Source organism: Halobaculum saliterrae, from assembly GCF_009831625.1.
Lineage (GTDB): Archaea > Halobacteriota > Halobacteria > Halobacteriales > Haloferacaceae > Halobaculum > Halobaculum saliterrae.
The window spans coordinates 47821-72964 of record NZ_WUUS01000004.1; the positions used below are offsets into that span (position 1 = coordinate 47821).

At 70.3% G+C, this 25144-nt stretch carries 25 protein-coding genes and 3 tRNA genes; 12 read left to right on the forward strand and 16 right to left on the reverse strand.

Features of this window, described 5'->3' with window-relative positions; genetic code table 11:
- Window positions 1-100: 100 nt before the first annotated feature.
- Both GRX01_RS07035 and GRX01_RS07040 read right to left on the reverse strand, forming a co-directional pair.
- On the reverse strand, window positions 101-856 hold the full coding sequence (locus GRX01_RS07035) for a metallophosphoesterase (protein WP_321167948.1): 756 nt from the start codon (window positions 854-856) through the stop codon (window positions 101-103).
- Window positions 857-920: 64 nt separating this feature from the next.
- Window positions 921-1430 carry a phosphate-starvation-inducible PsiE family protein gene (locus GRX01_RS07040; RefSeq protein WP_321167949.1) on the reverse strand — a complete coding sequence of 170 codons (510 nt, stop codon included), beginning with the start codon at window positions 1428-1430 and terminating at the stop codon, window positions 921-923.
- Window positions 1431-1516: 86 nt separating this feature from the next.
- Here GRX01_RS07040 and GRX01_RS07045 point away from each other — a divergent pair, with 86 nt between their 5' ends.
- On the forward strand, window positions 1517-2374 hold the full coding sequence (locus tag GRX01_RS07045) for a DUF6663 family protein (RefSeq protein ID WP_233740929.1): 858 nt from the start codon (window positions 1517-1519) through the stop codon (window positions 2372-2374).
- 19 nt (window positions 2375-2393) lie between these two features.
- Here the strand turns inward: GRX01_RS07045 and GRX01_RS07050 are convergent, their stop codons facing one another.
- The 3 genes from GRX01_RS07050 to GRX01_RS07060 form a co-directional block, all read right to left on the reverse strand.
- Complete coding sequence (locus GRX01_RS07050; RefSeq protein ID WP_321167950.1) at window positions 2394-3368, reverse strand: C-terminal binding protein; 975 nt, start codon at window positions 3366-3368, stop codon at window positions 2394-2396.
- A gap of 287 nt (window positions 3369-3655) precedes the next feature.
- Window positions 3656-3759, reverse strand: a tRNA-Ile gene (locus GRX01_RS07055).
- A 101-nt stretch (window positions 3760-3860) separates the two neighbouring features.
- A tRNA-Asn gene (locus tag GRX01_RS07060) sits at window positions 3861-3963 on the reverse strand.
- A 159-nt stretch (window positions 3964-4122) separates the two neighbouring features.
- On the opposite strand from GRX01_RS07060, the gene cca reads away from it, so the two are divergent.
- Window positions 4123-5613 (forward strand): CCA tRNA nucleotidyltransferase, encoded by a 1491-nt coding sequence (cca, locus tag GRX01_RS07065; RefSeq protein ID WP_159664952.1) that lies wholly within the window; start codon window positions 4123-4125, stop codon window positions 5611-5613.
- A 27-nt stretch (window positions 5614-5640) separates the two neighbouring features.
- On the opposite strand, the gene GRX01_RS07070 is transcribed toward cca, so the two are convergent.
- From GRX01_RS07070 to GRX01_RS07085, 4 genes are all read right to left on the reverse strand, one after another.
- Window positions 5641-6648, reverse strand: a complete 1008-nt coding sequence (locus GRX01_RS07070) for a histone deacetylase family protein (RefSeq protein WP_159664954.1) — start codon at window positions 6646-6648, stop codon at window positions 5641-5643.
- A gap of 2 nt (window positions 6649-6650) precedes the next feature.
- Window positions 6651-7085: a histone family protein gene (locus GRX01_RS19405; protein WP_159664956.1), complete on the reverse strand. Its 435-nt coding sequence runs from the start codon at window positions 7083-7085 to the stop codon at window positions 6651-6653.
- A 103-nt stretch (window positions 7086-7188) separates the two neighbouring features.
- Window positions 7189-8649, reverse strand: a complete 1461-nt coding sequence (locus tag GRX01_RS07080; protein WP_159664959.1) for a single-stranded DNA binding protein — start codon at window positions 8647-8649, stop codon at window positions 7189-7191.
- 225 nt (window positions 8650-8874) lie between these two features.
- Window positions 8875-9396: a hypothetical protein gene (locus GRX01_RS07085; protein WP_159664961.1), complete on the reverse strand. Its 522-nt coding sequence runs from the start codon at window positions 9394-9396 to the stop codon at window positions 8875-8877.
- A gap of 130 nt (window positions 9397-9526) precedes the next feature.
- On the opposite strand from GRX01_RS07085, the gene GRX01_RS07090 reads away from it, so the two are divergent.
- The 3 genes from GRX01_RS07090 (at window position 9527) to GRX01_RS07100 (ending at window position 11285) form a co-directional block, all read left to right on the forward strand.
- Window positions 9527-9599: transfer RNA gene (locus GRX01_RS07090), tRNA-Arg, on the forward strand.
- Window positions 9600-9998: 399 nt separating this feature from the next.
- Window positions 9999-10676, forward strand: coding sequence for a DUF309 domain-containing protein (locus GRX01_RS07095; protein ID WP_321167951.1), 678 nt, complete (start codon window positions 9999-10001; stop codon window positions 10674-10676).
- A gap of 129 nt (window positions 10677-10805) precedes the next feature.
- Window positions 10806-11285, forward strand: a complete 480-nt coding sequence (locus GRX01_RS07100; RefSeq protein WP_159665711.1) for an HPP family protein — start codon at window positions 10806-10808, stop codon at window positions 11283-11285.
- A gap of 28 nt (window positions 11286-11313) precedes the next feature.
- Here GRX01_RS07100 and azf read toward each other — a convergent pair whose 3' ends face one another.
- Window positions 11314-12126, reverse strand: a complete 813-nt coding sequence (gene azf, locus GRX01_RS07105; RefSeq protein WP_159664967.1) for an NAD-dependent glucose-6-phosphate dehydrogenase Azf — start codon at window positions 12124-12126, stop codon at window positions 11314-11316.
- Window positions 12127-12330: 204 nt separating this feature from the next.
- On the opposite strand from azf, the gene GRX01_RS07110 reads away from it, so the two are divergent.
- Entirely contained in the window at window positions 12331-12681 is a 351-nt protein-coding gene (locus tag GRX01_RS07110) for a dihydroneopterin aldolase family protein (protein ID WP_159664969.1), read from the forward strand.
- Between the two features lie 180 nt (window positions 12682-12861).
- On the forward strand, window positions 12862-13299 hold the full coding sequence (locus GRX01_RS07115) for a DUF5790 family protein (RefSeq protein WP_159664972.1): 438 nt from the start codon (window positions 12862-12864) through the stop codon (window positions 13297-13299).
- A 114-nt stretch (window positions 13300-13413) separates the two neighbouring features.
- Here GRX01_RS07115 and GRX01_RS07120 read toward each other — a convergent pair whose 3' ends face one another.
- Window positions 13414-14205, reverse strand: a complete 792-nt coding sequence (locus GRX01_RS07120; protein ID WP_159664974.1) for a creatininase family protein — start codon at window positions 14203-14205, stop codon at window positions 13414-13416.
- Window positions 14206-14325: 120 nt separating this feature from the next.
- Here GRX01_RS07120 and GRX01_RS07125 point away from each other — a divergent pair, with 120 nt between their 5' ends.
- On the forward strand, window positions 14326-15015 hold the full coding sequence (locus GRX01_RS07125) for a methyltransferase domain-containing protein (RefSeq protein WP_159664977.1): 690 nt from the start codon (window positions 14326-14328) through the stop codon (window positions 15013-15015).
- A 24-nt stretch (window positions 15016-15039) separates the two neighbouring features.
- On the opposite strand, the gene GRX01_RS07130 is transcribed toward GRX01_RS07125, so the two are convergent.
- Both GRX01_RS07130 and GRX01_RS07135 read right to left on the reverse strand, forming a co-directional pair.
- Window positions 15040-15597 (reverse strand): type IV pilin N-terminal domain-containing protein, encoded by a 558-nt coding sequence (locus tag GRX01_RS07130; protein ID WP_233740930.1) that lies wholly within the window; start codon window positions 15595-15597, stop codon window positions 15040-15042.
- A gap of 80 nt (window positions 15598-15677) precedes the next feature.
- Window positions 15678-17021 (reverse strand): DUF7096 domain-containing protein, encoded by a 1344-nt coding sequence (locus GRX01_RS07135; protein WP_159664979.1) that lies wholly within the window; start codon window positions 17019-17021, stop codon window positions 15678-15680.
- 223 nt (window positions 17022-17244) lie between these two features.
- Between GRX01_RS07135 and GRX01_RS07140 the strand changes: the two genes are divergently transcribed.
- The 3 genes from GRX01_RS07140 (at window position 17245) to GRX01_RS07150 (ending at window position 20407) form a co-directional block, all read left to right on the forward strand.
- Complete coding sequence (locus tag GRX01_RS07140) at window positions 17245-18576, forward strand: helix-turn-helix transcriptional regulator (protein ID WP_201289536.1); 1332 nt, start codon at window positions 17245-17247, stop codon at window positions 18574-18576.
- Window positions 18577-18665: 89 nt separating this feature from the next.
- Window positions 18666-19457, forward strand: a complete 792-nt coding sequence (locus tag GRX01_RS07145; protein ID WP_159664982.1) for an electron transfer flavoprotein subunit beta/FixA family protein — start codon at window positions 18666-18668, stop codon at window positions 19455-19457.
- Window positions 19454-20407, forward strand: a complete 954-nt coding sequence (locus tag GRX01_RS07150; protein ID WP_159664985.1) for an electron transfer flavoprotein subunit alpha/FixB family protein — start codon at window positions 19454-19456, stop codon at window positions 20405-20407. Before GRX01_RS07145 ends, GRX01_RS07150 begins: the two co-directional genes overlap by 4 nt.
- A gap of 178 nt (window positions 20408-20585) precedes the next feature.
- Here the strand turns inward: GRX01_RS07150 and GRX01_RS07155 are convergent, their stop codons facing one another.
- Window positions 20586-20960 carry a CBS domain-containing protein gene (locus tag GRX01_RS07155; protein WP_201289537.1) on the reverse strand — a complete coding sequence of 125 codons (375 nt, stop codon included), beginning with the start codon at window positions 20958-20960 and terminating at the stop codon, window positions 20586-20588.
- Between the two features lie 191 nt (window positions 20961-21151).
- Here GRX01_RS07155 and GRX01_RS07160 point away from each other — a divergent pair, with 191 nt between their 5' ends.
- Window positions 21152-21994, forward strand: coding sequence for a polyprenyl synthetase family protein (locus GRX01_RS07160; protein ID WP_159664987.1), 843 nt, complete (start codon window positions 21152-21154; stop codon window positions 21992-21994).
- Window positions 21995-22266: 272 nt separating this feature from the next.
- Here GRX01_RS07160 and GRX01_RS07165 read toward each other — a convergent pair whose 3' ends face one another.
- Both GRX01_RS07165 and GRX01_RS07170 read right to left on the reverse strand, forming a co-directional pair.
- Entirely contained in the window at window positions 22267-23133 is an 867-nt protein-coding gene (locus GRX01_RS07165) for a 2-oxoacid:ferredoxin oxidoreductase subunit beta (RefSeq protein WP_159664990.1), read from the reverse strand.
- Complete coding sequence (locus GRX01_RS07170) at window positions 23130-24896, reverse strand: 2-oxoacid:acceptor oxidoreductase subunit alpha (protein WP_159664992.1); 1767 nt, start codon at window positions 24894-24896, stop codon at window positions 23130-23132. Before GRX01_RS07170 ends, GRX01_RS07165 begins: the two co-directional genes overlap by 4 nt.
- Window positions 24897-25144 lie beyond the last annotated feature (248 nt).

Genomic DNA, 25144 nt, shown 5'->3' on the forward strand with positions numbered 1-25144 from the left:
AGTCACGACCGTTCGACGGGAACGCGATCATTCGACGGGAACGGGGAGGACGCGCTCCGATCCCGAGAGAACCCGGCCCGCGACGGTCCGGATCGGACCCTCACAGCAGTCGGCGGAACTCGCCGAGCGGGGGGAACTCCACGGCGTCGCCGTCCTCGCGGGCCACGATCGGGCGGAGCGCGTCGGCGTCGGTGACGAACGGCGACTGGAACTCGCGGGCGGTCATGTCGTTCACCGCGACGCCGGCGGCGAGCCGAGTGAACGCCGGCAGCATGAGCACGTCGGCCCCGCGGAACGCGCGCTCGGCGTACAGCCAACAGGGTCTGCGCTTCCCCTCGATCTCGATCGCCGGGTGGTCGTGACCGACGACGTACAGGCCGGCCGACTCGTGCTCCGGCGGCGCCTCGTGCCCGTGTCGGACGACGACCGGCGCGTTCCGAACGCTCGCGTCGAGCTCGTACCCGTCGTGGACGCGACCATCCCACGCCCCGGACGGCGCCGTCTCGCCGGGAGCGGTGTCGCCGAGAGTCGTCTCGTCGAGCGCCGTGTCGTGGTTGCCGCGGACGAACACGGGGCGGGCACCGGCGTCGAGACAGGCGTCGACGAGTTCCGAGAGCGCCCGCTCGTCGGCGACCGCGACCCGATCGAACCGATGGACTGCGTCCCCCGCGATCACGACTTCCCCCGGATCGAAGCGGTCGATCAGGGACCGGAGCCGGTCGGACAGGTCCGCGGCCTCGCCCAGCGGGTACGCCACGTCCGAGGCTTCCGCCCGGCCGACGTGGAGGTCCGCGACGACGAGCGCGTCCGCCTCCGGAAGGTAGACGCCGCGGTCGCGGAACTCGGCGTTCAACACGGCCGTCCCTCCGGCGCGCTCGGGTGTAGCGTTGACGGCTTCCGGCGTCGGCGTCGGTGCCCGCTCACCCGCTCTCGTTCGGTCCCCCGACGGACTCCCGTTCGGGGGCCGGCGCATCCTTCCCGTCGGCGAACGGGTCCGGGACGGCCTCCCCGGTCTTCACCCGGCGGACGACGAAGTACGCGGCGACCAGCACCGCGAGCAGGAGGGAGAACGCGGTCGCCGCGACGAACGCGTCGTCGATGCTGGCGTACTCGCCGGGCCGGAAGGAGATGACCTTCCGGGTGATCGCGATCAGCGCCGCGCTGATGACGATCCGGACGACCGGCTCGTTGCGGGAGAACGCGACCACCGTCTGGTGGATCTCGACGATGATCAGCAACACGAGCACGGTGTCGATGATGTCGATCACCTGGTTCGGGTCCGTGAACTCGCCGCTCAGTAGCAACTCCACCAGAACGAGCAGGAGGTCGATGAACCCGATGGCGAACAGGACCATCAGGAAGTACGCCGTACCGACCTCCAGCAGCTTCATCCCCTGTTCGGACGGTTCGACGGCGTCCTCGATTCGCACACCGACGCATGGGCGTCCGCCCGCGTAAACGCTTGGACGGTCCACGAAGCGACACGGGCTTGGCCCTCGGGCCGGTTCCCACGACCATGACCGAGCGCGACGACGAACGCGACGCCGTCGACCCGTGGGCCGGCGACGGCGACGACGACTGGGTCGAGTCCGCGGACGACGCGCCCGACCCTCCGGCATCGAACTCCGGCGAGGCGACGGACGACGCGGCCGGCGACGGCGCGAGTGTCGACGCCGAACCCGACACCGACGGACGCTCCACGACCTCCGACGCCGACGGCCTCGGCCCCCGTCGCTACCGCGTGCTCGACCGCGGCGACGACTCGCTGGTGTTCGTCGACCTCGACACCCCCGAGCCCGGGCCCGGACCGAAGCCCGACGAGGGGTTCGAGCCGGTCCGGGTCGCGGCCGACGGCTACGACGACGAGGACGTCGCCGACGCCGTCGCGGCGCTGGAGCCGGGGTACGTGCTCACGGGGACGCTGCGGTGGCCCGACATCGCAGCCGGGGAGGATGGGGACGGCGACGGCGACAGCCCGCTCGCGCGCGTCGAGTCGCTGACGGTCGAGCGCGAGAGCCGATACCGGTTCATCGACGACGCCGAGCCGATGTTCGAGGCCGCCCGGGACGCGTGGCGCGACGCCAGCGCCGCCGGCGACGGGATGGGCTCGCGCGTCACGCGCGACACCGACGGCGAGCCGAACGGCGCGCTGTACGTGTTCAGCGAGGCCGGCGCGCGCGACCTGCTCGGTGAGTTCCGGTCGGGGACGACGCCGCTGGAGCCGCTGGTCGAGCGCGTGAACGACGACCTGGACGACGGCGCCCCCCGGGAGGTGTTCGTCCTCCGTCCGCCCGACGGGGCGTTCGTCGCCGTCTACATCGCCTTCGAGAAGGACGGCCTGCTCGCGAGAACCGTCCGCGACACCTATCTCTGAGGGGACGCGGGCGTCGCCGTCACAGCCAGTCGGCCTCGGGGTCGACCAGTCCGTCCGGTTCCTCGCCCCGGAACGCCCGCCGAATGTCCCGCGCCAACGACTCGTTCAGGTCGCGTCTCGCGTCCGCCGAGTACCAGCCGACGTGCGGGGTGACGACGACGTCCTCGCGGCCGAACAGCGGGTGGTCATCCTCCGGCGGTTCCGTCTCCAGAACGTCGAGGCCGGCGGCGGCGATATCGCCGTCGTCGAGGGCGGTCGCCAGGGCGGCCTCGTCGACGACGCCCCCGCGGCCGGTGTTGACGACAACCGCGTGTGGGGGGAGAGTCGCGAACGCGTCCGCGCCGACCATCCCCCGCGTCTCGTCGGTCAGCGGCGCGTGCACGGAGAGGTGGTCGGCGCGCCGGCACAGCGCCTCGAACGACGCCGCCGGTTCGACGCCCCGCTCGCGCATCTCCTCCGGGTCGACGTACGGGTCCGCCGCGATCACCTCGTCGACGAGCGGATCGATCCGCGCGGCGAACCGCCGGGCGATGGGACCGAAGGAGACGAGTCCGACGGTGCAGTCGGCGAGGCGCGCGACCGGATACGGCGGATCCCAGTCCCACGCGCCCGCCGCCGCACGGTCGGCGTACGCCGAGACGCCGCGCGCGAGCGACGTGAGCAGGCCGACCGCGTGGTCGGCGACCTCGTCGAGGCAGTAGTCGGGCACGTGGATCACCCGCACGCCGTGGTCGGCGGCCGCTTGCACGTCGATGCCGTCGAGGCCGACCGCGCCGCGGGCGAGCACGCGCAGGTCCAGATCCGCCAGCACGTCCGCGCCGACGGAGACGCCGACGTTCACGACTGCGGCGTCCGCGTCGGCGGCGTGTTCGCGCAGCGCCGCCGGCGTCGAGAGGTCGGCAGTCTCCACGCGGCAGCCCACCACGTCGCGCAGGCGGTCCGGGTCGTACCTCGGGTCGTCGTCGACGACGATCAGCTCGTCGGCGGCGCTCACGGTCGTTCCTCCGTCATGAGTGACTCCATGGACGACGGCGGGAAAAGCCGCCGGCCCGATTCCCAGTCGAGCGGGAACCGGACCGACCGCACGTCCCCCGTCGCGCCGCGAGAACTGGGCCCAGAGGGATTCGAACCACGGTCGTTTCGCTCGCTTCACTCCCTGATTCGAATCCCTCGATGCCGGACACGCGGCACGGACTCGCCGCTTCCCTCGCGGCTCGTACCACTCTCCGTTCGCATCGCGGCCTCGCGGCCGTGCGTTCCTCGTCGTTGTGCCGCGAGAACTGGGCCCAGAGGGATTCGAACCCTCGACCGCCCGGTGTCCCATCCGGCGGCCGAAACCGGCCGGAGTATGAGCCGGGTGCTATACCAGACTAAGCTATGGGCCCTCGTCGGCGTGATTTTCGGGCCGCGGTCAAGTAGTTTCCTTTCCGATGACGTGAGTGTTCCGAACAGGGGCGAAGCTAGGGAGCGAAACGGAACGAAGAAGCGCCGAAGCCAGGACTCGAACCTGGGACCACCTCGTTTCTGCGGGAGACAGGGGACCTGAATCCCGTAACAGCGAGGCGCTCTACCAGCTGAGCTACTTCGGCTCGCAACTGCATGTACTGGAGTGAATTTGAAAGTGCTTTCGTTTCGCCCCGGAGCAAGCGGGTGATTCGCACACCCGGCAGTCCTTCCAGATCCGTCCGCCGTCGCCGTCACCGTTCGGGACCGACACGCTCGTTACCCGCCCGACGGAACCCCGTCGTATGACCGACCCGGACGCCGACATCGACGGCGACGCCGACGACCGCGATGACACGGCCGTCGCCGGCGACGACCTCGACGCGGTGCTCGCGACGGTGCGCGAACGGGTCACCCCCGACGCCGACGAGCGCGAGCGACTGGACGCGGCCGCCGCCGACCTCACCGAGCGCGCCCGCGACGCCGTCGCGGAACTCCCGTCGCCCGCCGACGGGGCCGACGTGCTCACCGTCGGGTCGACGGCCCGCGGCACGTGGCTCGCGGGCGACCGAGACATCGACCTCTTCGTCCGGTTCCCGACGGATCTGCCCCGCGAGGAGTTGGAGCGGTTCGGCCTGCGCGTCGGCCACGCCGTGCTCCCCGACGGCGAGGAGGAGTACGCCGAACACCCGTACGTCGTCGGCACGGCCGACGGCTTCGACGTGGATCTGGTCCCCTGCTACGGCGTCGAGGCCGCGACCGAGATCCGAACGGCCGTCGACCGCACCCCGTTCCACAACGAGTACCTCCTCGACCGGCTGACCGACGACCTCGCGGGCGACGTTCGCGTCCTCAAGGCGCTCCTGAAGGGCGTCGGGGTCTACGGCAGCGACCTCCGCACGCGGGGGTTCTCTGGGTATCTCGTCGAGCTGCTCGTGCTCGAACACGGCGGCGCCCGCGAGACGCTCGAGGCCGTCGCCGACTGGCACCCGCCGGTGGAGTTCGACCCCGAAGCCCACGGGACCGCGGAGTTCGACGACCCGCTCGTCGTCGTCGACCCCACCGACCCCGAGCGCAACGTCGCGGCCGTGCTCTCGGGCGACAACCTCGCGCGGCTCCAGCACCACGCACGCGACCTGCTCGCGGACCCGAGCACGGACCCGTTCTTCCCGACGGATTCGGCGCCGCTCGACGCGGCGGCGGTCCGCAGGCACGTCGACCGCCGCGGGACCGACCCGCTCGCGGTCGTCCTCGACGCGCCCGACATCGTCGACGACCAACTGTACCCGCAGCTTCGTCGGTCGCTGTCGGGGGTCGAACGCGAACTCGACGGGATGGGGTTCGACGTGCTCCGCACCGCGACGTTCGCGGCCGAACGAGACGAGAGGAAGGATGGAGACGACGGCGACGATGGAGACGGGGGTGAACGCCGCCGGCGTGCGGTGCTACTCGTCGAACTGGCCGACCGCGAACTCCCGGCGATCGAACGCCACGAGGGACCGCCGGTCCACGTCCGCGATCACGCCGCCGGCTTCCACGGGAAGTACGCCGACGACCCCGACGCGTACGGCCCGTTCGTCGCCGACGGCCGCTACGTCGTCGAGCGCTCCCGTCCCCCAGCCGAACGCGACGCCGTCGCCGTCCTCGAGTCCGATCGGATCCTCGACGCGGCCCTCGGCGCGCGCGTCGAGTCCGCGCTCGAACGCGGCTACGACGTTCTCGCGGGGGAGGAACTCGCGACGCTGACGGACGAGTTCGGCGCGGACCTGCGCGAGTACTTCGAGCCGTCGGTGTGACTCCGATCTACGTGGAACGCGGGTCGCCTACTCCAGATCGAACCGCCCGCGGAGCTTCTCGACCAGCGGGACGCTCTTGTCCTCGGGCTCCTTGTCCGGGTCGATCGGCGGCCGACCGTCGAACGTCTCGTGGACCATCGCGACGCCCTCCGCGAGCGTGTCGAGTCCGTAGCCGCCCTCCAGCACGAACCCGAGCCCCGAGTCGACGTCCTCCGCGAGCGTGCGAACGCGGTCGGCCATCAGCGCGTACCCCTCCGAGGAGACCCGCATCCGCGAGATGGGGTCGTGACGGTGCGCGTCGAAGCCGGCCGAGACGAGCAGGAGGTCGGGGTCGAAGCGGTCGAGCACGGGTGCGAGCAGGTCGTCGATGGCGAGGAGGAAGTCGGCGTCGCCCGCGCCCGCCGGCAGCGGAACGTTCAGCGTCGTCCCCTCGCCGTCGCCCTCGCCGACCTCGGTCTCGTCGCCGGTGCCGGGATAGAGGCCGTCCTCGTGGATCGACGAGTAGAGCACGTCGCCACGGTCGTAGAAGATGTCCTGCGTCCCGTTCCCGTGGTGGACGTCCCAGTCGAAGATCGCGACCCGGTCGGCGCCGCCGTCGTCGAGCGCCGACTGGGCGGCGACCGCGGCGTTGTTGACGAAACAGAAGCCCATCGCGTCGTCGTAAACGGCGTGGTGGCCCGGGGGGCGACCGAGCGCGAACGGGGTGTCGCGACCGGGAGACCCCGCGAGCGCCTCCTCGGCGGCCCACTGGGCCTGTCCGGCGGCCGCGCGTGCGGCGTCCCAGGTTCCGCCCGAGGCGACCGTGTCGGGGTCCCAGTTGCCGCCGCCGGACGCACAGAAGTCGACGACCTCGTCGACGTAGCCGGACTCGTGAACCGCGTCGATCGCGGCGCGCGGGGCCGGGTCAGCCTCGACGTACTCGACGCCGTGTTTGCGCTTGAGTCCCTCCTTGATCGCGCGGAGCCGATCGGGGTTCTCGGGGTGTCGGTCGCCGGTGTCGTGGTCGAGACACGCCTCGCTGTAGCCGAACCGCATCGCTATCCCTCGAAGAGCGCGAAGTACGTCTCGATGTCGTCGGCCTGAACGGTTCGCCGGTCGGCGTGGCGCGCGAGCAGGGCGGCCGCCCGCGCCACGTTGTCGGCGTAGTCCTCGAGGACGTCCGCGAGCGCGACGCGGGCGTCCATCGAGACGCGGTAGGAGTCGTCGATGTCGAGGCGCGCGATCCGGTCGACGGGCGCGATGGGGAGCGTCAGGGTCGAGCGGTCGACCACCTGCTCGACGCCGAAGTCGGCCGGCATCAGGGTCTTTCGCCCGTCCGCGGCCGCCCGCTCGGCCGCTTCGGCCGCCAGCGACGCCCCGTGCCGCTGGACGCGCCCGGCCAACTCCTCGGCCGCGCCGGCGCTGACGCGGAGGTCGCCCGCGTTCCGTCGGATGACGTCGTCGACGGGCGCGAACGGCAACTCGACAGTCATACACATACGCCGGTGTGTGGCGTGTATAACGCTTTCCGTTGCCGTGGTTCGTGCCCACGTGTGGTCCGCGGTGGGGAGTCGGGCGGGGAGCGATGGACGCCCGTCAGAACACGTCGTCCGCGTCGATGGTGCCGTCGCGGTCGACGCCGCGGACGGTGACCTCCTCCCCGAGACGGAGCTTCGCCGACGTCTCCACCGACCGGGTCTGTGTCCCGTCGTCGAGAACGACCGGGTCGCCCGCCTGCACGACGGTCCCGGTGAACTCGACGACGCCGCCCTCGTCCGGGTCGCCGCCGTCGGCGTCGCTGGCGGCGGCCCCGTCGGCGGTCGCGGCGGCGGCCGATCCGCCGGCGCCGTCAGAGTCCGCCGATCCACCCGAGCCGCCGTCGAAGGAATCGAGACCGCCCTGTCCGGCGTCGCGATCCGCCGCTCCGGCGGCGCTCCCGGCGCCGCCGCCGCTCGCCCGTTCGAGCACGGAGACGGAGGACCGCCACCCGGCGGAGGCCTCGAGGTCGTCCTGCCAGCCGTCCTGGATCTCCACGTCGGTGAACGCGACCCGGTCCGCGAGGTCGATGTCGCGGTCGGCCTTGTCGCCCCACAGCGCCACGCGGATCTCGCCGGACTCGTCCTTGATTCGGACGTTGCGAACCTGCCCCTGCGAGCCGTCGTCGCGGTCGAACGTCCGCTTCTCGCTCGTCTCGATGACGCCGCCGGCGATGTCGGCCACGTCCTCGAGTTCCAGGTCCGCGATGTCGGTGGTCTCGGGAACGTACTCCACGTCGGCGTCGACCTCCTCGATCGCGCCGCGCGACCCGACGTGGAGCTCGAGATCGCCGTCGCGTTCGCGGACGTAGCCGTCCACGATCTCGACGGTCTGGTCCGCCTCCAGTTCCTCGACGCGGTCGGCCGTGTCGTCCCACATGGTGACGCGCACGCGACCGGTCTCGTCGCCGACGGTCAGGTTCGACACCTTCCCCTCGGAGCCGTCGTCGCGGTCGAAGGTGCGGACGGTGTCGACGTCGAGGATCACACCGAGCAGGTCCACGTCCGATGCACCCATCGTGAGGTCCTCGACGCGGTACTCCTCGACGGCCTCCACGTCGACCTCGGCGTCCGGGTCGGGCTCGACCTTGTCGACGGCGACCTCCAAGCCGCTGTAGCCCTCCTTCGGGCGGCCCATGATCCGGAGCACGTCGCCCGTCTGGAGGTTCTCCTTCGCGTCGACGGCCACTTGGTCCCACAGCGAGATCGTGACGCGGCCGGACTCGTCGGCGACCTCGACGTTGAGGACGTGACCGTCCTCGTCCTCGCCGTCGCGCTCGAAGGTGCGCACCTCGCCGACGGCCATCACCTTCGCGAGGAACTTCACGTCGTCCATCCCGGGCTCGATGTCGGCGACGCTGTTGACCTCCTCGTCGCGCAGCTCGTGGGCGATGAGCATCGCCGCGGTCTCCTCGTCGGCTAGCCCGCCCATGTCCTCGACCTTCTGCTCGACGGCGGCCTCGAACTCCTCGAAGGGGACGTCGGCGTCCAGGTCGTCGTAGACGTCCTCGATAGCGCCCATAGTCGTATCCGGATTCAGGCAACTCCCGCGCATAAGGGTTCTCGTTCGTTCGGATCCCGCCAGTTCTCCCCCGGCCGCATCGCCCGGCCCCTCGGCGGATCCCTCTCGGGTCCGCTCACCCGTTCCCGTCGCCTCCTCCGTCGCGTCCCCGACCGCCGGCGTGTCACCCGTCACACGTCGGCTGTGTCGGGATCGTATTTGAGGCTTCGCCGGAGCCGGACCCGCTCACTGAGTCACGTCGGTCACGGTCCGCACCTCGCCCATCGACTCGTGCTCGACGACGACGGACCCGGGGTGGCCGCCGGCGAACTCGACGGCCGCCTCGTAGCCGCGATAGACGATCTGCTGGGTACAGGTGTCACCGCCCTCGCGGACGGTCTCCACGCGGACGCGGAGTTCGTTCGCGTCCCGGTCGTACTCGGCGGCCTTCAGCGACGCCTGCATGCAGCCGTTGTTGCCACGGATGACGCCGGTGACGGTCACGAGGTCGGTCCCGAAGGAGACGGTCGCGGACTCGCCCGGTTCCGCCGCGTCACCCGTCCGCTCGAACGATCGGTCCGTGATCCGCGGGAACTCGCCCTCCTCGTTCGGCGTCTCGGTTGCGGTCTCGGTCGCGGTCGGCTCCGGTCCCTCGTCCGTCTCGTCGTCGTCGCCCCCGCCGTTGGTTCCTCCGCCTCGACCGGTACAGCCCGCCAGCGCGGCCGCTCCGACGCCGGCCGCGAGCGAGAGGACGGTGCGTCTGTCCATGTTTCAGGGAACGACAACTGAACGCAAAAGTCCAGCGTAGACGCAAGGGCGCGTTTGTGTCACGGTGGTCGGTCGCACGGGCCGATCGGATCGGAATCCCTTTACGTGGTCCGGGCGTCGGTTGAATCGAGTCCGGGTAGGGTAGTGGACTATCCTCTTGGCTTGCGGAGCCAGGGACCGGAGTTCAAATCTCCGTCCGGACGTTTTCAAGGCGCAACGACGACGAGCGAAGCGAGTCGTCCGTGCCGACTTCGAGTCTATATGTGGAGATTTGGGCAGCGAACGAGCGAGCGATAGCGAGCGAAGTGAGTGAGTTCAAATCTCCGTCCGGACGTTCCTTCACTCACTTCGTTCGTTCAGTCACGACCGGCCGGTTCACGTTCGCTCGTTCACGGGTCGCTTCGCTCCCCGTTCACGGTCACGGTCTCACTGCGTTCGACCGCGCACCGCTCACGTGAACTCCGTCCGGACGTTTTCAAGGCGCAACGACGACGAGCGAACCGAGTCGTCCGCGCCGACTTCGAGTCTATATGCGGAGATCTGGGCGGCGAACGAGCCGCCGCCACGGACAGACTGAAACGCCCGCCCGCCCGAGGTTCGTTGTGACCACCAGCGACGCCCCGGAGGAGTCCGCACGCGTCGCGGCGCTCCGCGCCGGCATCGCCCTCTACACGGTCGGCGAGTTCCACGCCGCCCACGACCCCTGGGAAGCCGTCTGGCTCGACCTGAAGGACACGACCGCCGCCGGCGACACCCCCGAAGCCGTCGTTCGGGACGAGGCGCTGTTCCACGGCCTGATCCAGTTCACCGCCGCACAGTACCACGCCCGCGACCGGAACTGGTCGGGCGCGGTCGGCCTCGCCGAGAGCGCTCGGGGGTATCTCGCCGACGTGCCCGACGACTACCGCGGCGTCGACGTGGCCGACACGCGCACCGCCCTCGCCCGTCTATCCGCGGACCCCGAGCGCGTCGAACGCGCGCCCGAGCCGCCGCTGCCGTACGACGACGGCCGTATCGCTCCCGAGGCACTGTCGCTGGAGGCCGCCGGACTCGCGGCTGAGGCGCTCGCGGAGGAGCACGGCCTCGACGCCGACGCCGTCGCCGACGCGGCGCGGTTCGCCCGCGAGGAGGAGCGGGCGGGCCGATCACGCTTCGCGGCGCTGCTGTTCGACCTGCTGCGCGTCGAGGAGCCTCAGGAGCGGCGACTGGTGTTCGACCGCCTGACGGGGCTGGTGGCGAAGGAACGCCGCAAGGAGGAGGACGTGGAGGGGCTGTTCTGATCGAGCCGGGCTCGCTCGGCCGCTCGCCCGGATCCGCCCGAGCGGTCCGAACACGACAGGGATTTCAGCCGACGCACACGGCGGGAAGACGTGAACCGACGTCGAACGGGAACGAGCCTGTACGCGGGGATGCTGTTCCTGGTGCTCGGACTCGTTGCGTGGGCCAGCGGCCAGCCGTTCGTCTTCCCCAGCCTCGGGCCCTCGGCGTTCGTCCTCGCGTTCGAGCGTCGGGGCGAACGAACCCGTATCTACCGTATCGTCGGGAGCCACGTCATCGGCGGGGTCGCCGGACTCCTCGCGTACACGCTCCTGGCCGACGGCGTGGCGATCACGGCCACGCCGGGGGCGTTCTCCCCGGACGGCCTCCGACTCGCCGCGAGCGGGGTGCTCTCGATCGTGGCGACGAGCTGGGCGATGGTCGCCACCGACACGAACCACGCCCCCGCGTGTGCGACGACCCTCATCGTCTCGCTGGGCCTGCTCTCGACGCCCCTGCAGGTGGGCGTCATCGTCGCGAGCGTCGTGATCCTCGTGGAGGTGCACCGGGCGGTCGTCTACGCGTACAGACGCGCCGTCGCCGGGACGCACCCCCGGTTCGACGAGAACTGATCCGGACTGACGGCTCGACCGTGGTCGCTTACCGCGGCGTCCGCCCGTCCGCCTCCACACTCTCGCGCGGTTCCCCGTCGAAGGTGTACTCCGCGGAGTTGTCCTGCGGGTCGTAGCCGAGCGCCTCCCGCGCCCGCTCGATGGAGTAGTACTTGCGGTCGTTGTCGGAGATGCCGTAGACGATCTCGTAGCCGTAGTCCGCGAGGAGACAGCGGTCGAAGAGGTGCGCGCAGTCGCGGTGGGAGAGCCACATCGCTTGCCCGCGTTCGTACTCCTTGGGCGGGTGGCCCTCGGTGAGGTTTCCGATGCGGACGCACGCCACCGAGAGGTCGTGGTGGTCGTGGTAGTAGCGCCCGAGCGTCTCGCCGGCCGCCTTCGAGACGCCGTAGAGGTTCGACGGGCGGGGAAGCTCCGAGCCGTCGAGGCGGAACTCGTCGTCCTTGCGGTACATGTGGGGCGTGCGGTCGTCGGTCTCGTATGCCCCGACCGCGTGGTTCGAGGAGGCGAAGACGAGCCGGTCGACGCCGGCGTCGACGGCGGCCTCGAACACCGTCCGCGTGCCGTCGATGTTGTTCGTGAGGACGGAGTCCCACGGCGCGTTCGGACGGGGGTCGCCGGCGAGGTGGACGACCGCGCCGACGCCCGCTGCGGCCTCCCGGACTTCGTCCTCGTCGGTCACGTCCGCGACGACCACGTCGTCGTCGGTGACGCCGTCGGGCAGCGCGTCGGCGCCGATCGGCTCGCGATCGAGGAGGCGCCAGTCGTACGCCTCGCCGATGCCGGCCAGGATCGCGCGGCCGACGCGTCCGCCCGCCCCGGTGAGCAGTACCGGTTCGTCCATTCGGTCGTGTCTCCGCCGAGCGCGGGTAAGTAAGGTACGGTTCGGTCGGTGTTGTCATCGGAACTGACAGGTCGCTCGGGGAGTCGCTCGAACGTCCGTCCGCACGTCCCAGCAGCGATCGCGGAACGGCCACACCGACGCAGTGCGGCACGTCCACACGCCGCCACTCGGTACGCCTTTGCCCGACCGCGTCGACGATCGACCATGCCCACCGACGCCCAGCAGGCGTGTTTCGAGGCCGGTATCAAGTTCGGGTCGCTGTATCACCAGTTCGCGGGGACGCCCGTGTCCCCGCGGAGCACGCGTTCGCTGGAGACGGCGATCGCCGAGTCGATCGAGAACCAGCCGTACTGCGAGTCGGTGGCCGTCGACATCGACGACGAGGCGGTCGCCGCCGACATCGACCACGAGAACGGCTACACCGAGCTGTCGGGGCACCTGATGGAGATCGACATGCGCGTCGCGTACGACGGGATCACCGTCCGCACCCGCATGGAGATGGAGGACGGCTATCCGCTGATGAAGCTCGTGGAGGTCGTCGATCGGGACGAGTGAGCGACCGAACGTGTGAGCGACCGAACGCGTGACCGCACGGGTGTGTCGCCGAGGGGGTCGGTTCCTCTCTTCCGGTGGCGACGACGAGGGTCGGATTCGACCGGCTCGGTCCGCGCCGCAGTCGATTCCACTTTCACTTTCGGGCGACCGCTTAAGAAGGTCCCCGGCGAACGCGCGGACATGGCACAGTCTACCTTCGACGACGACGATCTGTTCGGGGAAGCGGCCGACGAGATGCGCACCGACGTGGAGGCGCACCTCCGCGCGGCGAAGGCGACGCTTCCGGAGGCGGACGCGGTCTGGGAGACGGACGCGGACAACGTTCTCGGCGCGCTCAACGGCCTCCGCTCGGCGCTGGACACCGGCGACGCCGTCGAGGAGCTCCGACAGGCGAAGAAACAGTACGTGCTCGGCGAGCGCGCCGGCGCGTTCGAGGACGACGAGGAGCTCGCCGCGGAGATCGAGGACCTGCAGGAACTGGTCGAGACCCTCGAGGAGACGCACGAGCAGGTCGGCGACCTCACGAGCGTCGTCCCACAGATCAAAAGCGATCTCGAGGACGCCCACGCGGAGGGCGTCGACCCGGACGCCGACGACGCCGAGGAGGCGGAGGCGTAGTCGTCCGTTCGGCCGTCGATTCCCGGTCGACGATCCCTGGCGTCCGTTCCCGGTCGCCCGTTCTCGGTCGCCAGTTCCCGTCGCCTCGTCCCGAACCGCTCGTCTCCGTCGACCTCAGCGGTCCCGTTCGACGATCGCCCGCGACACGTCACACAGCGCCTCGCTCGCGCGATCGAGCAGCGTCTCCCCGAGGTCGGCGGTCCCCCCCGTGGGGTCGCCGACGACGCCGTTCCCGGTGAACTCGTCGCTGTCGTGCGCGAGGTTCACCCCGCGAACCCACTCCCCCCAGCGCGGGCTCCCGCCGTCGCGACCCTCCTCGATGCGGTCCTCGCGAACGAGATCGGGCGCGACGTGGCGCAACAGTGCGGTCTCCAGCGGGCCGCCGTGGCCCATCCGGCTCGCGTGTTCGCCGACCGCCTCGAACCACGTGAACGACACCGCGTAGGCGTCGGTCGCGTCGTCGCGCGAGACGCGCCGGGCGACCTCCGCGAGCGCCTCCACGTTGCCGCCGTGGCCGTTGACGAGGACCACGCGGTCGATCCCGTGGTGTGCGAGACTCTCGACGGTCTCGCGGACGTACGCGCGGAACGTGTCCGGCGACACCCACAGCGTGCCGTCGAACGCGCGGTGTTCCTCGGCGACCCCGACGTGAACGGGGGGCGCGACGAGGAGGTCGCCCGCGGCGACACGGTCGCCCGCATCGTCCGAATCGTCCGAATCGTCCGAATCGCCCGCGTCGGCGTCCGTCCACTCGTCGGCGGCGGCCTCGGCGACGGCCGCCGCCGTCAGCGCGTCGGTCCCCAGCGGAGCGTGCGGGCCGTGTTGTTCGGTGCTCCCGACGGGGAGCAGCGCGGCGTCGACGTCGGCGTCGCGGACCTCCGTCCACGTCGCCTCCGAGAGGTTCATGGGGGTCGATCCGTCCCGGGGTGACTTGTAGTCGGCTATGCCGGCGTCCCCGAGTCGCCGGCGAGGGAGCCGCCCGGGGTTCCGTGGGGGTTATGACCGGCCCGCCCCAACGCGAGCACAATGGGTATCCTCGAGGACAAGGACAACGCTCGGCTGTTCTACCGGTACTTCTCGCGCGTCTACGACACGATCAACCCATACATCTGGGACGACGGGATGCGCAACCAGGCGCTGGAGTGGTTCGACGCCGACCGCGACGACCGCGTGCTCGACGTGGGCGCCGGCACCGGATTCGCCACCGAGGGGCTGCTCAACCATGTCGACGAGGTGTACGCGCTCGACCAGTCGCGCGGGCAGTTCGAGCAGGCGTTCCGCAAGTTCGGCAAGCACGGGAAGGTCCGCTTCCACATGGGCGACGCCGAGCGACTCCCGTTCAAGGACGACAGCTTCGACAAACTCTGGTCGTCGGGATCCATCGAGTACTGGCCCGACCCCGTCGCCGCGCTCCGCGAGTTCCGGCGCGTCGTCAAGCCCGGCGGAACCGTGCTCGTCGTCGGTCCGGACTACCCGAAGCTCCGGGTGTTCCAGAAGCTCGCGGACGCGATCATGCTGTTCTACGACGCCGAGGAGGCGGAGGAGATGTTCCGCGAGGCGGGCTTCGAGGAGACCCGACACTTCATCCAGCAGCGCCACCGCGGGTCGCCGCGAGCGATCACGAGCGTCGCGACGGTACCCGAGTCGGACGGCCCGTCCGACGATCCGGGCGTCGAGGCGGACCGCGACGCGGACAGCGACGCGAACGACGACTGACGCGACGGAAGCGACCGTCCGCCCTCAACCGGCGACCGCGGTCGTCACCGTCAGTCGTTGTGAGTCGACGAACAGCGACACCTCGACGCTCACCCCCGGTCGGATCGCCGGGCGGTTCGTTCCGGCGGGCGTCACGGTCGTGGACTCGCCGGCCGACCACGCGTGATCGCTCGCGTGGTTAAACGGTCCCGTCGGCCCGCTTTCGAACCCCCGAGCGGCGAAGAAGGGGATCGGCGGCTGGTGGTGGAGGCGCTCCCCGCCGACGCGGATCACGACGCGGAGTCGGCGAACGTCGAGGGTGTCGCCGCCGCGGTGCGTGAGGGTGATCGCCCCGTCCGTGACGACGAGGTCGACGACGGCCGCGGTCGGTCCCGACGGCGGCGCCGACCCGACCGTTCCCTGTGTTCTGTCGCCCGAGCGTGTCGCCTCCGTCGCCGACAGCGTCGCGGCGCCCACTGCCGCCGAGAGCGCGACCGTGACGAGCACCAGTAGGGCGACCCCGACGGGGACAGCCACGGCTCGCTGCTCAGGGGCCGTCGACGATCGGCGTCTGGTCGGGTCCCCGCACGTGTCTCGCCCCATCGACGACGGGAAGTGTCCGCGTCATCGGTGATAAACGCTCGTCGTGGGACGGACCGGACCGCCCCGTTCGAGGCGGGCTGTCACCCGCTGGCGTTCCGTGAACCGGTCCCGTCCGAGGAGTCGAACGCCCCCTCGACGGTCACGGGATCGGTCGGCGTGACGCTGATCGTGGAGACCTCCGTCGAGCCGACCTCGACGACGGTGACGACGAACTCGCCGCGCGGGGAGACGGTCCAGAGGACGCCGTCGTCGCCCGTCGTCCCGACGTCCACGCTCTCGCCGCCCTCGCGGCCGATCTTCACGACCGCGTCGACGGACTCGCCGGTTCGTGGGTCGGTGACGGCGACGCGAAGCGGGCCGCCGGGGAACGTCCGGTTCACCGTCAGGGTGAGATCGAGCGTCCGCGTGGTTGACTCGCCCGGGGAGACCGCGTCGAGGTCGACGCGCTGTCGTTCCATGAACACGCGCTCGGCTCCCCCTCCGACGAACGCGGTCAGCGTTCCGTTCGGGTACGCGAGGTCGAACAGGAACGTCCCGCCCGACCCCTGCCCCGCGACCGAACCGCCGGTCGCGGCCCACACTTCGGGATAGCTCCGCGACGTGACGTTCTGGGCGGTCTCCTCGTCGATTCCCGTGCCGTCGCGCTCACGAAGGTCCCCGCGGAACGCCTCGCGGACGAACTGTCCGTCGGCAACCGTCGAGAGAACGATCCCCGACTCGGTCGTCGCGACGTACACCCGTGTCGACGCCCCGGGATCGCCACCGAGCGCGGCGGCGGTCCGCGAGCGGACCGGCCCGTCGAACGTGCGAAGGTCGTACACCACGGGATAGATGCGACTGTCGTCCAGCGTGAAGTCGTCCGTCCCCTCGGCGAGCCGCTCGAGCATGAGGACCCGCTCCTCGAGCACCGCGGCGCTCACGCGGATCCGCGCCAGTTCGACGAGGAACTCGCTCGCGGAGAGTTCGCCCGCGTGATAGGCGGCGATCGCCTCGCGGTGCCGGCTGTGGAGCGTGACGACCTCCTTGTCTACCTCGTTCAGCCCGTCGAGGATGCGGATCTGGCGTTCGTCGTTGGTGGTCGCGTTCGTGACGCGCTTGCGGAGGGCGATCGTCTCGATCCGCTCGGCGGACGCGTTCGCGCCGAACGCGGTCGCGGTGCCCGCGTCGACGGTCACCACGTCGGTTCCGGAGGCGACGCTGCCGTTCCCACCGAGCGAGAGGACGCGGATCGGCGCCGAGCCGTTGATCGCGGCCACGGCCGTCTCGGGGGCCGAGGCGGACGCTCCGGGCGGACCGACCGCCGGCGACGTGGAGGGGCCGACGGCGGCCCCGCCCGCAGATCCGCCCCGCTCGGGGGCGGCGAACGCGCCGCCGACACCGGCGGACACGAGGAGGACCACGACGAGGACGGGGATTGCTCGCATGGGAGGCCAGTAGCGAACCACCGGATAAAAAACCGTCCACACGCGAGACGCGTGCGTCGGGTACGCGACGATCGCCGACGTCAGCCACCGACGGATCGATCGCGACGAGTCGGCGAACGGGAGCGAGGACACCGGCGATGGCTCCAGAAGTCGGTGCTGGCGGCACGATCGCGACATCCGATGGAAAGGGTTTTGCCAAAACGCCAAGAGTCGCATACACAGCATGCGGTACGTCGCCCTCCTCGCCGCGCTCGTCGTTCTCGCCTCGGTCGCCCCGAGTGCGGCGGCCGCGGCGGCCGTCCAGCCGGCGGCACCCCTCGCGACCGCGGACCGGCCGACCGGCGCGGTCGACGCCGGTCCCCGAGCGATCGCTCCCGCGACCGACAGCGCGTCCCCACAGGTCGCCTCCTCCGTCGGCGCACCGCGCACGAACTTCACCGTCTCCCTCCGAGAGGACGGCTCCGCCCGGTGGACCGTCGAGACGCGGATCCCCCTCGACGACGAGAACGACCGCGACGCCTTCCGGGAGTACGCCCGCTCATACGAGGCGGGCGACGCGACGGGCGGACCGACGGTCGAGCCGTTCAGAAACGCCGCGGAGGCCGCCTCGGAGGCGACGGGACGGGAGATGGCGATCGAGCGGGTGAACCGCACGGCGACGCTGACGAACCGCTCGGGCGTCCTCCGGCTTCGGTTCACCTGGACCGGGTTCCTCGAACCGGGCGACGACGGCGTCCTCGCGCTCGGCGACGCGTTCCGGACCCCGGACAACGGGACGTGGTTCGGCTCGCTGTCGGGGTCGCAGCGACTCGTCATCGAGCCGCCCGCGGACTACGGCGTGAGCGACGTGTCACCGCGGTTCAGCTACTCGATCAGCGACCGTCGGATCGTCGCCGAGGGCCCACAGCGGTTCGAGGCCGGCGACATCGCGGTCCGATACGAGCCCGGCGGAGCGCCGCCCACCGACTCGTCGTATCTGTTCGAACTGCTCGCGGGCGCGGGCGTCGTCCTGCTGCTCGCCGTCGTGGTGTTGGTGTACCGCCGGGGGAACGCCGCCCCCGCGGGCACCGGCGGGAGCGCCGACGCCGATACGGGGACGGAACCGACCGACGACGGGTCCCGTCGTGGGGAGCCTGAGGCGTCCTCCGGCACCCACGACGGCGCAGCCACGGGGACGGGATCCGATCGAGCGGGAGACCACGGCGAGTCGCCGGGTGTCGCCGCCGGTGCCGCCGGGGTCGACACGACCGCGCCGGACGACGGCGCTTCCGAGTCCGAGGAGGAGCTGGAACTGCTCTCGGACGAGGAACGGGTCGAACGACTCCTCGAGAAGCATGACGGCCGGATGCGGCAGGGAGCGATCGTGGAGGAGACCGGCTGGTCCGACGCGAAGGTGTCGCAGCTACTGTCGGCGATGGCCGACGACGGACGGGTCGAGAAGCTGCGGCTCGGCCGCGAGAACCTCATCTCGCTGTCCGACGGCGGCGGGGCCGACGGCGATGAGGGCGACGACAACGCTCTCAACGGCGGTTCCGCCCCCGACGACGTGTCGTAACCCCGGGGGTCCACCGACCGCAACCGACGCGTCGCCCGTTGCCCGCGGTTTCGAAACTGTTTACCTCCGACCGTGGCAAGGCTTGCGCGATGAAGATCCTCGTCACGGTCAAGGAGGTCGCGGAGGCGGCCGACGACTTCGAGATCGAGGGGACGGACATCGGGGAGCAGTACCTCGAGTACGACCTCAACGAGTGGGACGACTACGCCGTCGAGGCGGCCGTTCAGCTCTCGGAGACGTACGACGACGTGGAGGTCGTCTCCGCGACGATCGGTCCCGAGCGCGCCGAGGAGACGATACGAATGGCGCTCGCGAAGGGCGTCGACCGCTCGATCCGCGTGTGGGACGACGACGTCGCCGCCGCCGACCTCGACGTGGCGGCCAAGACGCGGCTGTTCGCGGCTGTCGTCGAGGAGGAGGACCCCGACCTCGTGCTCTCCGGCGTGCAGGCGGCCGACGACGGCTTCGGCGCCACCGGCGTCTCGTTGGCCGACGAGATCGGCTTCGACTGGGCGGCGGTCGTCAACGATCTGGAGACCGAGGACGACCTCTCCATGGCGCACGTCCACCGCGAACTGGAGGGGGGCATCGAGGAACTGACCGACGTGGACTTCCCCGCGGTGCTCACCATCCAGACGGGGCTGAACGAGCCTCGGTACGCCAGCCTCCGCGGCATTCGCCAGGCCCAGAGCAAGGAGATCGCCGAGTTCGGACTCGCGGACCTGGGGCTCGACGCCGACGCGGTCGCCTCGCCCATCTCGCGCACCGGGATGTACGAGCCGGAGACGGAGTCGGACGCGACGTACCTCGACGGGGCGGCCGACGAGCAGGCCGGGCAGTTGGCTGACGTGCTCCGTGAGAAGGGGGTGGTGTCGGAATGAGCGACGTGCTCGCGGTCGCCGACCACCGCCGCGGCGCCGTGCGCGACGTGAGCTTCGAGATCGTCCGCGCCGGCCGGGAGCTGGCCGACGACCTCGACGGCGACCTCCACCTCGCGGTGATCGCCGGCGACGTGGACGCCTTCGCGGACCGCCTCTCGCTCGCGGGCGTCGACGCGATCCACACGGTCGAGGCGGGCGAGGAGTTCAACCACGACCTGTACGCCGGCGCGACCGCCGCGCTGTTCGAGGAACTCGCGCCGACGGCCGTCCTCATGCCGAACTCGGTCAACGGGCTCGACTACGCGCCGGCGGTGGCGAACCGCCTCGACCTCCCGCTGGTCGCCGACGCGGTCGACCTCGCGTACGACGACGGGCTGGAGGCGACCCGCGAGATGTACGGCTCGAAGGTCGAGACGACCGTCGAGGTGAGCGAGGAGCCGTTCGCCGTCACCGTCCGCGGCGGCGAGTGGGCGGCCCTCGAGGAGCGGGCCGACGTGCCCGTGGAGGCGTTCGAGTACGAGTTCGACGAGTCGGCCTCCGGCGCCCGCGTTCAGGGGTTCGAGGAGGTCGGCGCCGGCGACGTGGACATCGCGGACGCGGAGTTCCTCGTGTCGGTCGGCCGCGGCATCGAGGAGGAGGAGAACCTCGAACTCATCGAGGAGCTGGTCGAGGTCACCGGCGCGACGATGTCCTCGTCCCGGCCCATCGTCGACAATGGCTGGCTGCCGAAGAACCGGCAGGTCGGACAGTCGGGCAAGCAGGTCACGCCGGACGTGTACCTCGCGATCGGCATCTCCGGGGCCGTCCAGCACGTCGCCGGGATGAAGGGCGCCGAGACGATCATCGCGATCAACACGGACCCGAACGCGCCGATCTTCGACATCGCCGACTACGGGATCGTCGGCGACCTGTTCGACGTGGTTCCCGCGCTGATCGAGGAGTTCGAGTAGCGCCCCGATCGCTTCCTCCTCGCGTCCGTTCTCGGCGGTCCCGTTGCTCACGCCAGGAGCGCGCGCTATCGTCCTCCCGTTCCGTTCGGACGCGATAGCCGTCCCGTTCGGGGCGCGCTATCCGTCCCGTCCGGGGCGCGCTATCCGTCCCGTTCGAGGTCCGCCGCTCGCCGTGCGATCAGGAGAGGTAGGCGGTGACGTCGGTCGAGGAGACCATCCCGACGTAGTCGTCGTCGACGACGGGAAGGTGTTTGATGCCGTACGTCGTCATCATCTCGGCGACCTCCTCCATGTAGAGGTCCGGGGTGACGGTCTCGACGTCGGTCGTCATCACGTCCGCAACCCGCAGCTCGGCGACGTTCCGGCCGTCGGCGACGGCCTCGATCACGTCGGTGCTGCTGACGATCGCCCGCGGGGAGGTCAGGACCACCAGCGCGCTGATCTCCTTCTCCCGCATCGTCCGAGCCGCCTCCTGTACCGTCGCGTCGCTCTCGATCGTCTCCAGCGGCGACGACATCACGTCCCTGACGGTCCTTCTCTCGGTGGAACTCATACCGAGACGAACGGAAACGGGATGTATGGGTGTTTCCCCTCCCCGAACCGTCGAGCGGGGATTCGTCGCGGACGGACGGTCCGGATGTCCCGGACGGCCCGAACGGCCCGGATGAGTCAGTGGGGGTTCCGGGTCGTGACAGTCACCGCCATCCGGTACCCTCTTTTCCGCCCGGGCCCGAACACTGGTCAATGGAGTATCTGGAGCGTCGGGTCGCGATGGCGAACGAGCGCCTCACCGAGGTGACCGGAGCGGTCGACCCGCCGCAGCTCTCCGAGGAGATCGAACACGTCGTGCTGGCGGGCGGCAAGCGGGTCCGTCCCACCGTGACGCTCCTCGCGTGCGAGGCCGCCGGCGGCGACCCCGAGGAGGCCGTCGACTTCGCGGTCGGCGTCGAGCTCGTCCACAACGCCTCGCTGGTCATCGACGACATCATCGACCGCTCGGACGTGCGCCGGGGAACGCCCTCGGCGTGGGCGGAGTTCGGCTACGGCCCGGCCATCATCGGCTCGGACGGGATGCTCGGCGAGGCGTTCGCGCTGTTCTCGTCGGACGAGCAGGCGATGCAGGTCGTCGCCGAGGCGATGGTCGAGTTGGGCGAGGGCGAGGCGACGGAACTCGTCGCGAAGCCGACGAACGAGGAGGAGTACATGACGCTCGCGCGCCGCAAGACGGGCGCGCTGTTCCGGGCGGCCGCCGAGCTCGGCGCCGTCGCCGCCGGCGCCGACGGCTTCACGATCGAGGCGTTCGGCGACTACGCGGAGCGCGTCGGCGTCTCCTTCCAGATCCGCGACGACGTGCTCGACGCGACCGCCGACGCCGACGAGCTCGGCAAGCCGACCGGCGTCGACGAGGCGGTCGATCGTCCGTCGCTGCTTCAGGTGACGGACCTCACGCCCGAGGAGGCCGACCAGCGCGCCCGCGATCAGGCCGACGCCGCGCTGGAGGCGCTGGAGACCGCCGGGATCGGCGAGTCGGACGCGCGGGGCTACCTCCGCGATCTGGCGGAGTTCGTGGTCGTTCGGGAGCGATAGCTCGCGACGGTCGCGACGATCGCTGGAGCGGGTGCGCCGTCGGCCGCTCGAGAAACGCGGACTCATCGAACGGGGGTTCGCACGGATTCCTCGACGCGGAGCAGTACCCCGTTCTCCGCTCACATCGCGAGCGACTCCCTACGGACGCGGTTCGCAGAGGGGTTGTACCGCGATCGAGCCGGCCGACAGGCTGGCGAGCGAGCGGACTCCGATCATGAACGGGTTTTGGCGGGGGTTGACGAGCGGGCGAGGAGGACCCCGTTAAAGGAGGTTCAGTAGAACTCCCGGACGAGATCCGTCGCGCCCTCGGGAGCGCCCTCGTGGTCGATCTCGGCCATGCTGGAGTCGAGACCGTGCGTCTCCTCGTACGGAACCGAGTTCTCGTCCTGGTAGAGGACGCCCATGTACTCCTTGTCGGCGTCGAGGACCTTCTCCTTGGCCGCCTCGCGGTCGGTCGGGTCGTAGTCGGTGTCCGCCAGGTCGACCAGCGAGTCGCGGAAGTAGTCGTAGGTGTCCACGTCGTTGAACGTCACGCACGGCGAGAACACGTTCACGAAGCCGAAGCCGTCGTGCTCGATGGCCTGCTGGACGATCTCCTGGTGACGCAGGGCGTCGCTGGAGAACGACTGCGCGATGAACGTCGCGCCTGAGGCGAGCGCGAGCGCGAGCGGGTTGACGGGGGGCTGCTGGGGCCCCTCGGGCGTCGTGGAGGTCTCGAAGTCCTCCCGGCTGGTCGGGGAGGCCTGCCCCTTCGTCAGCCCGTAGATGCGGTTGTCCATCACGATGTAGCTCATGTCGACGTTGCGACGGACGGCGTGGACGAAGTGGCCCGCGCCGATGGAGTAGCCGTCGCCGTCGCCGCCCGCGACCATCACCTCGAGGTCGGGGTTGGCCATCTTCACGCCCGCGCCCACCGGCAGCGCGCGGCCGTGGACGCCGTGGATCGCGTAGCTGTGCATGTACGTGCCGATCTTGCCCGAGCAGCCGATGCCGGCGACGACGAAGGTGTTGTCGGGGTCGTTGCCCGTCTCCGCGAGCGCCTTCATCATCCCGTTCATCGTCCCGAAGTCGCCGCACCCGGGACACCACGTGGGCTGCTTGTCGGATTTGAAGTCGGTGAACCTGACCTCTGAACTCATGCTTCCACCTCCTGGCCCGAAGCCAGGGTCCGCTTGATGTCGTCGGCGAGCTCGTCCGCCTTGAACTGCACGCCGTTGTACTTGTTGACCCGCTTCACCCGCTGGAGCGTGTCGTGCTCGACGACGTCCGCGAACTGCCCCGTCGCGTTACACTCGACGACGACGACGTCGTCGGCCGCCTCGAACTCCTCCGTGAGGTCCGGTCGCGGGAACAGGTACGGAACCGAGAGGATGCGCACGTCGATGTCCTCCTCCTGGAGGAACTCGAGCGCCTCCACGAGCGTCCCCTCGTTGGACCCCCACGAGACGACGAGGTTGTCGGAGTCGGGGTCGCCGAACTCCCGCGGGGAGAAGTCCTCGCGCTCGCGGGCGGTCTGGATCTTCCGGTTGCGCTTGTCGACCTGCTCGACGCGCATCTCGGTGTCCTCCGTCCGGCGGCCCTGCTCGTCGTGCTCCAGCCCGGTGGACATGTGGGCGCCGCCCTCGGTTCCGGGGATCGCGCGCGGTGAAACGCCGTCCTCGGTGATCTCGTGGGGCTTGAACCCGCCCGACTCGGTCTGGTGGTCGGCGATGGACTCCTCGTCGACGACCTTGCCGCGGTCGATCTCGACGGCGTCCATGTCGAACGCGTCCGGCTCGAACGTCTGCTCGGTGACCGCCATCGCGAGGTCGGCCGCGAGGTACACCGGCGTCTGGTACTTCTCGGCGAGGTTGAACGCCTCGACGGTCTTCCAGAAGCACTCCTCGACGGTGGTCGGCGCGAGGACGAACCGCGGGATCTCGCCGTGTCCGCCGTACAGCATCATGTTGAGGTCGCCCTGCTCCTGCTTGGTCGGCATCCCCGTCGAGGGCCCCGAGCGCATCACGTCGACGACGACCAGCGGCGTCTCCGAGGTCGCCACCAGGCCGAACGTCTCGGCCATCAGGTCGATGCCCGGACCGGACGTGGCGGTCATCGACCGCGCGCCGGCGCGTGCGGCGCCGAGCGCGAGGTTGATCGCCGCGAGCTCGTCCTCCGCCTGCACGACGTGGCCGCCGAACTGCTCGATGCGACCCTTCAGGTACGTCATCACGTCCGTCGCGGGCGTGATGGGATAGCCGGCGTAGTACTTGCAGCCGGCGGCGATGGCGCCCATGCCGATCGCCTCGTCCCCGTTGAGCAGGACGTAGTCGTTGTCCGTCGTCTCCAGGTCGTACTGGAGGTCGGCGTCGGGGTAGTTGTCCCGGACGTACTCCTGACCGAGCCGGGCCGCCTGCTTGTTGTTGTCGACGATCGCCTGCCCCTTGCCGCCGAAGTGCTTCTTCAGCGAGGAGTCGAGGTGCTCGATGTCGAAGCTCGTCGCCTCGCAGGCGGCGCCCAGCGCGACGACGTTGCGCATCACGGCGCCGCCGGCGTCCTCGGCGAGGCTCTTGAGCGGGACGTCGAGCCCGATCATCCCCTCGGGGATCTCGACGTCGGCCATCGTGGTCCGCTCGCCGTCGTAGATGATGATCGAGCCCTCGTGGAGCTCGTCGAGGTTCTCCTCGATCGTTCGGGGGGTGAGCGCGACGAGGACGTCCAGCCGGTCGACGACCGACCGGACCTTCTCCGTGGACGTACGCACCTTGTACGCGGTGTAGCCGCCCCGGATCCGGGAGGCGAAGTCCTTCGACGTGAAGACGTGTCGACCCGCCCGGGAGAGCGCCTGCGCGAAGACCTTCCCGGTGGAGTCGATGCCATCGCCGGCCTCCCCGCCGATGGCCCAGTTGAAGTCCGCTGGCATACTGGTAACTCCTTCCCGCGGTCGGTGGAAAAGCCTTCTGAATGGGGTGAGAACAGATTTCCGCCCGTTCCTCTGTCGATACGGAAGATCGTGGTATGAACGTCCATATAGACGGCCGTACATCGGCAAACTAGCAGACGATCGATCGGTTCCTTCGCCCGCCCCGGCAGTAATTGCGTCGACCGTCGCCGCGCGGACCCGGCTACGACAGGCGTACGACGGCGATTCGACGAGCGACGACTGCCGGT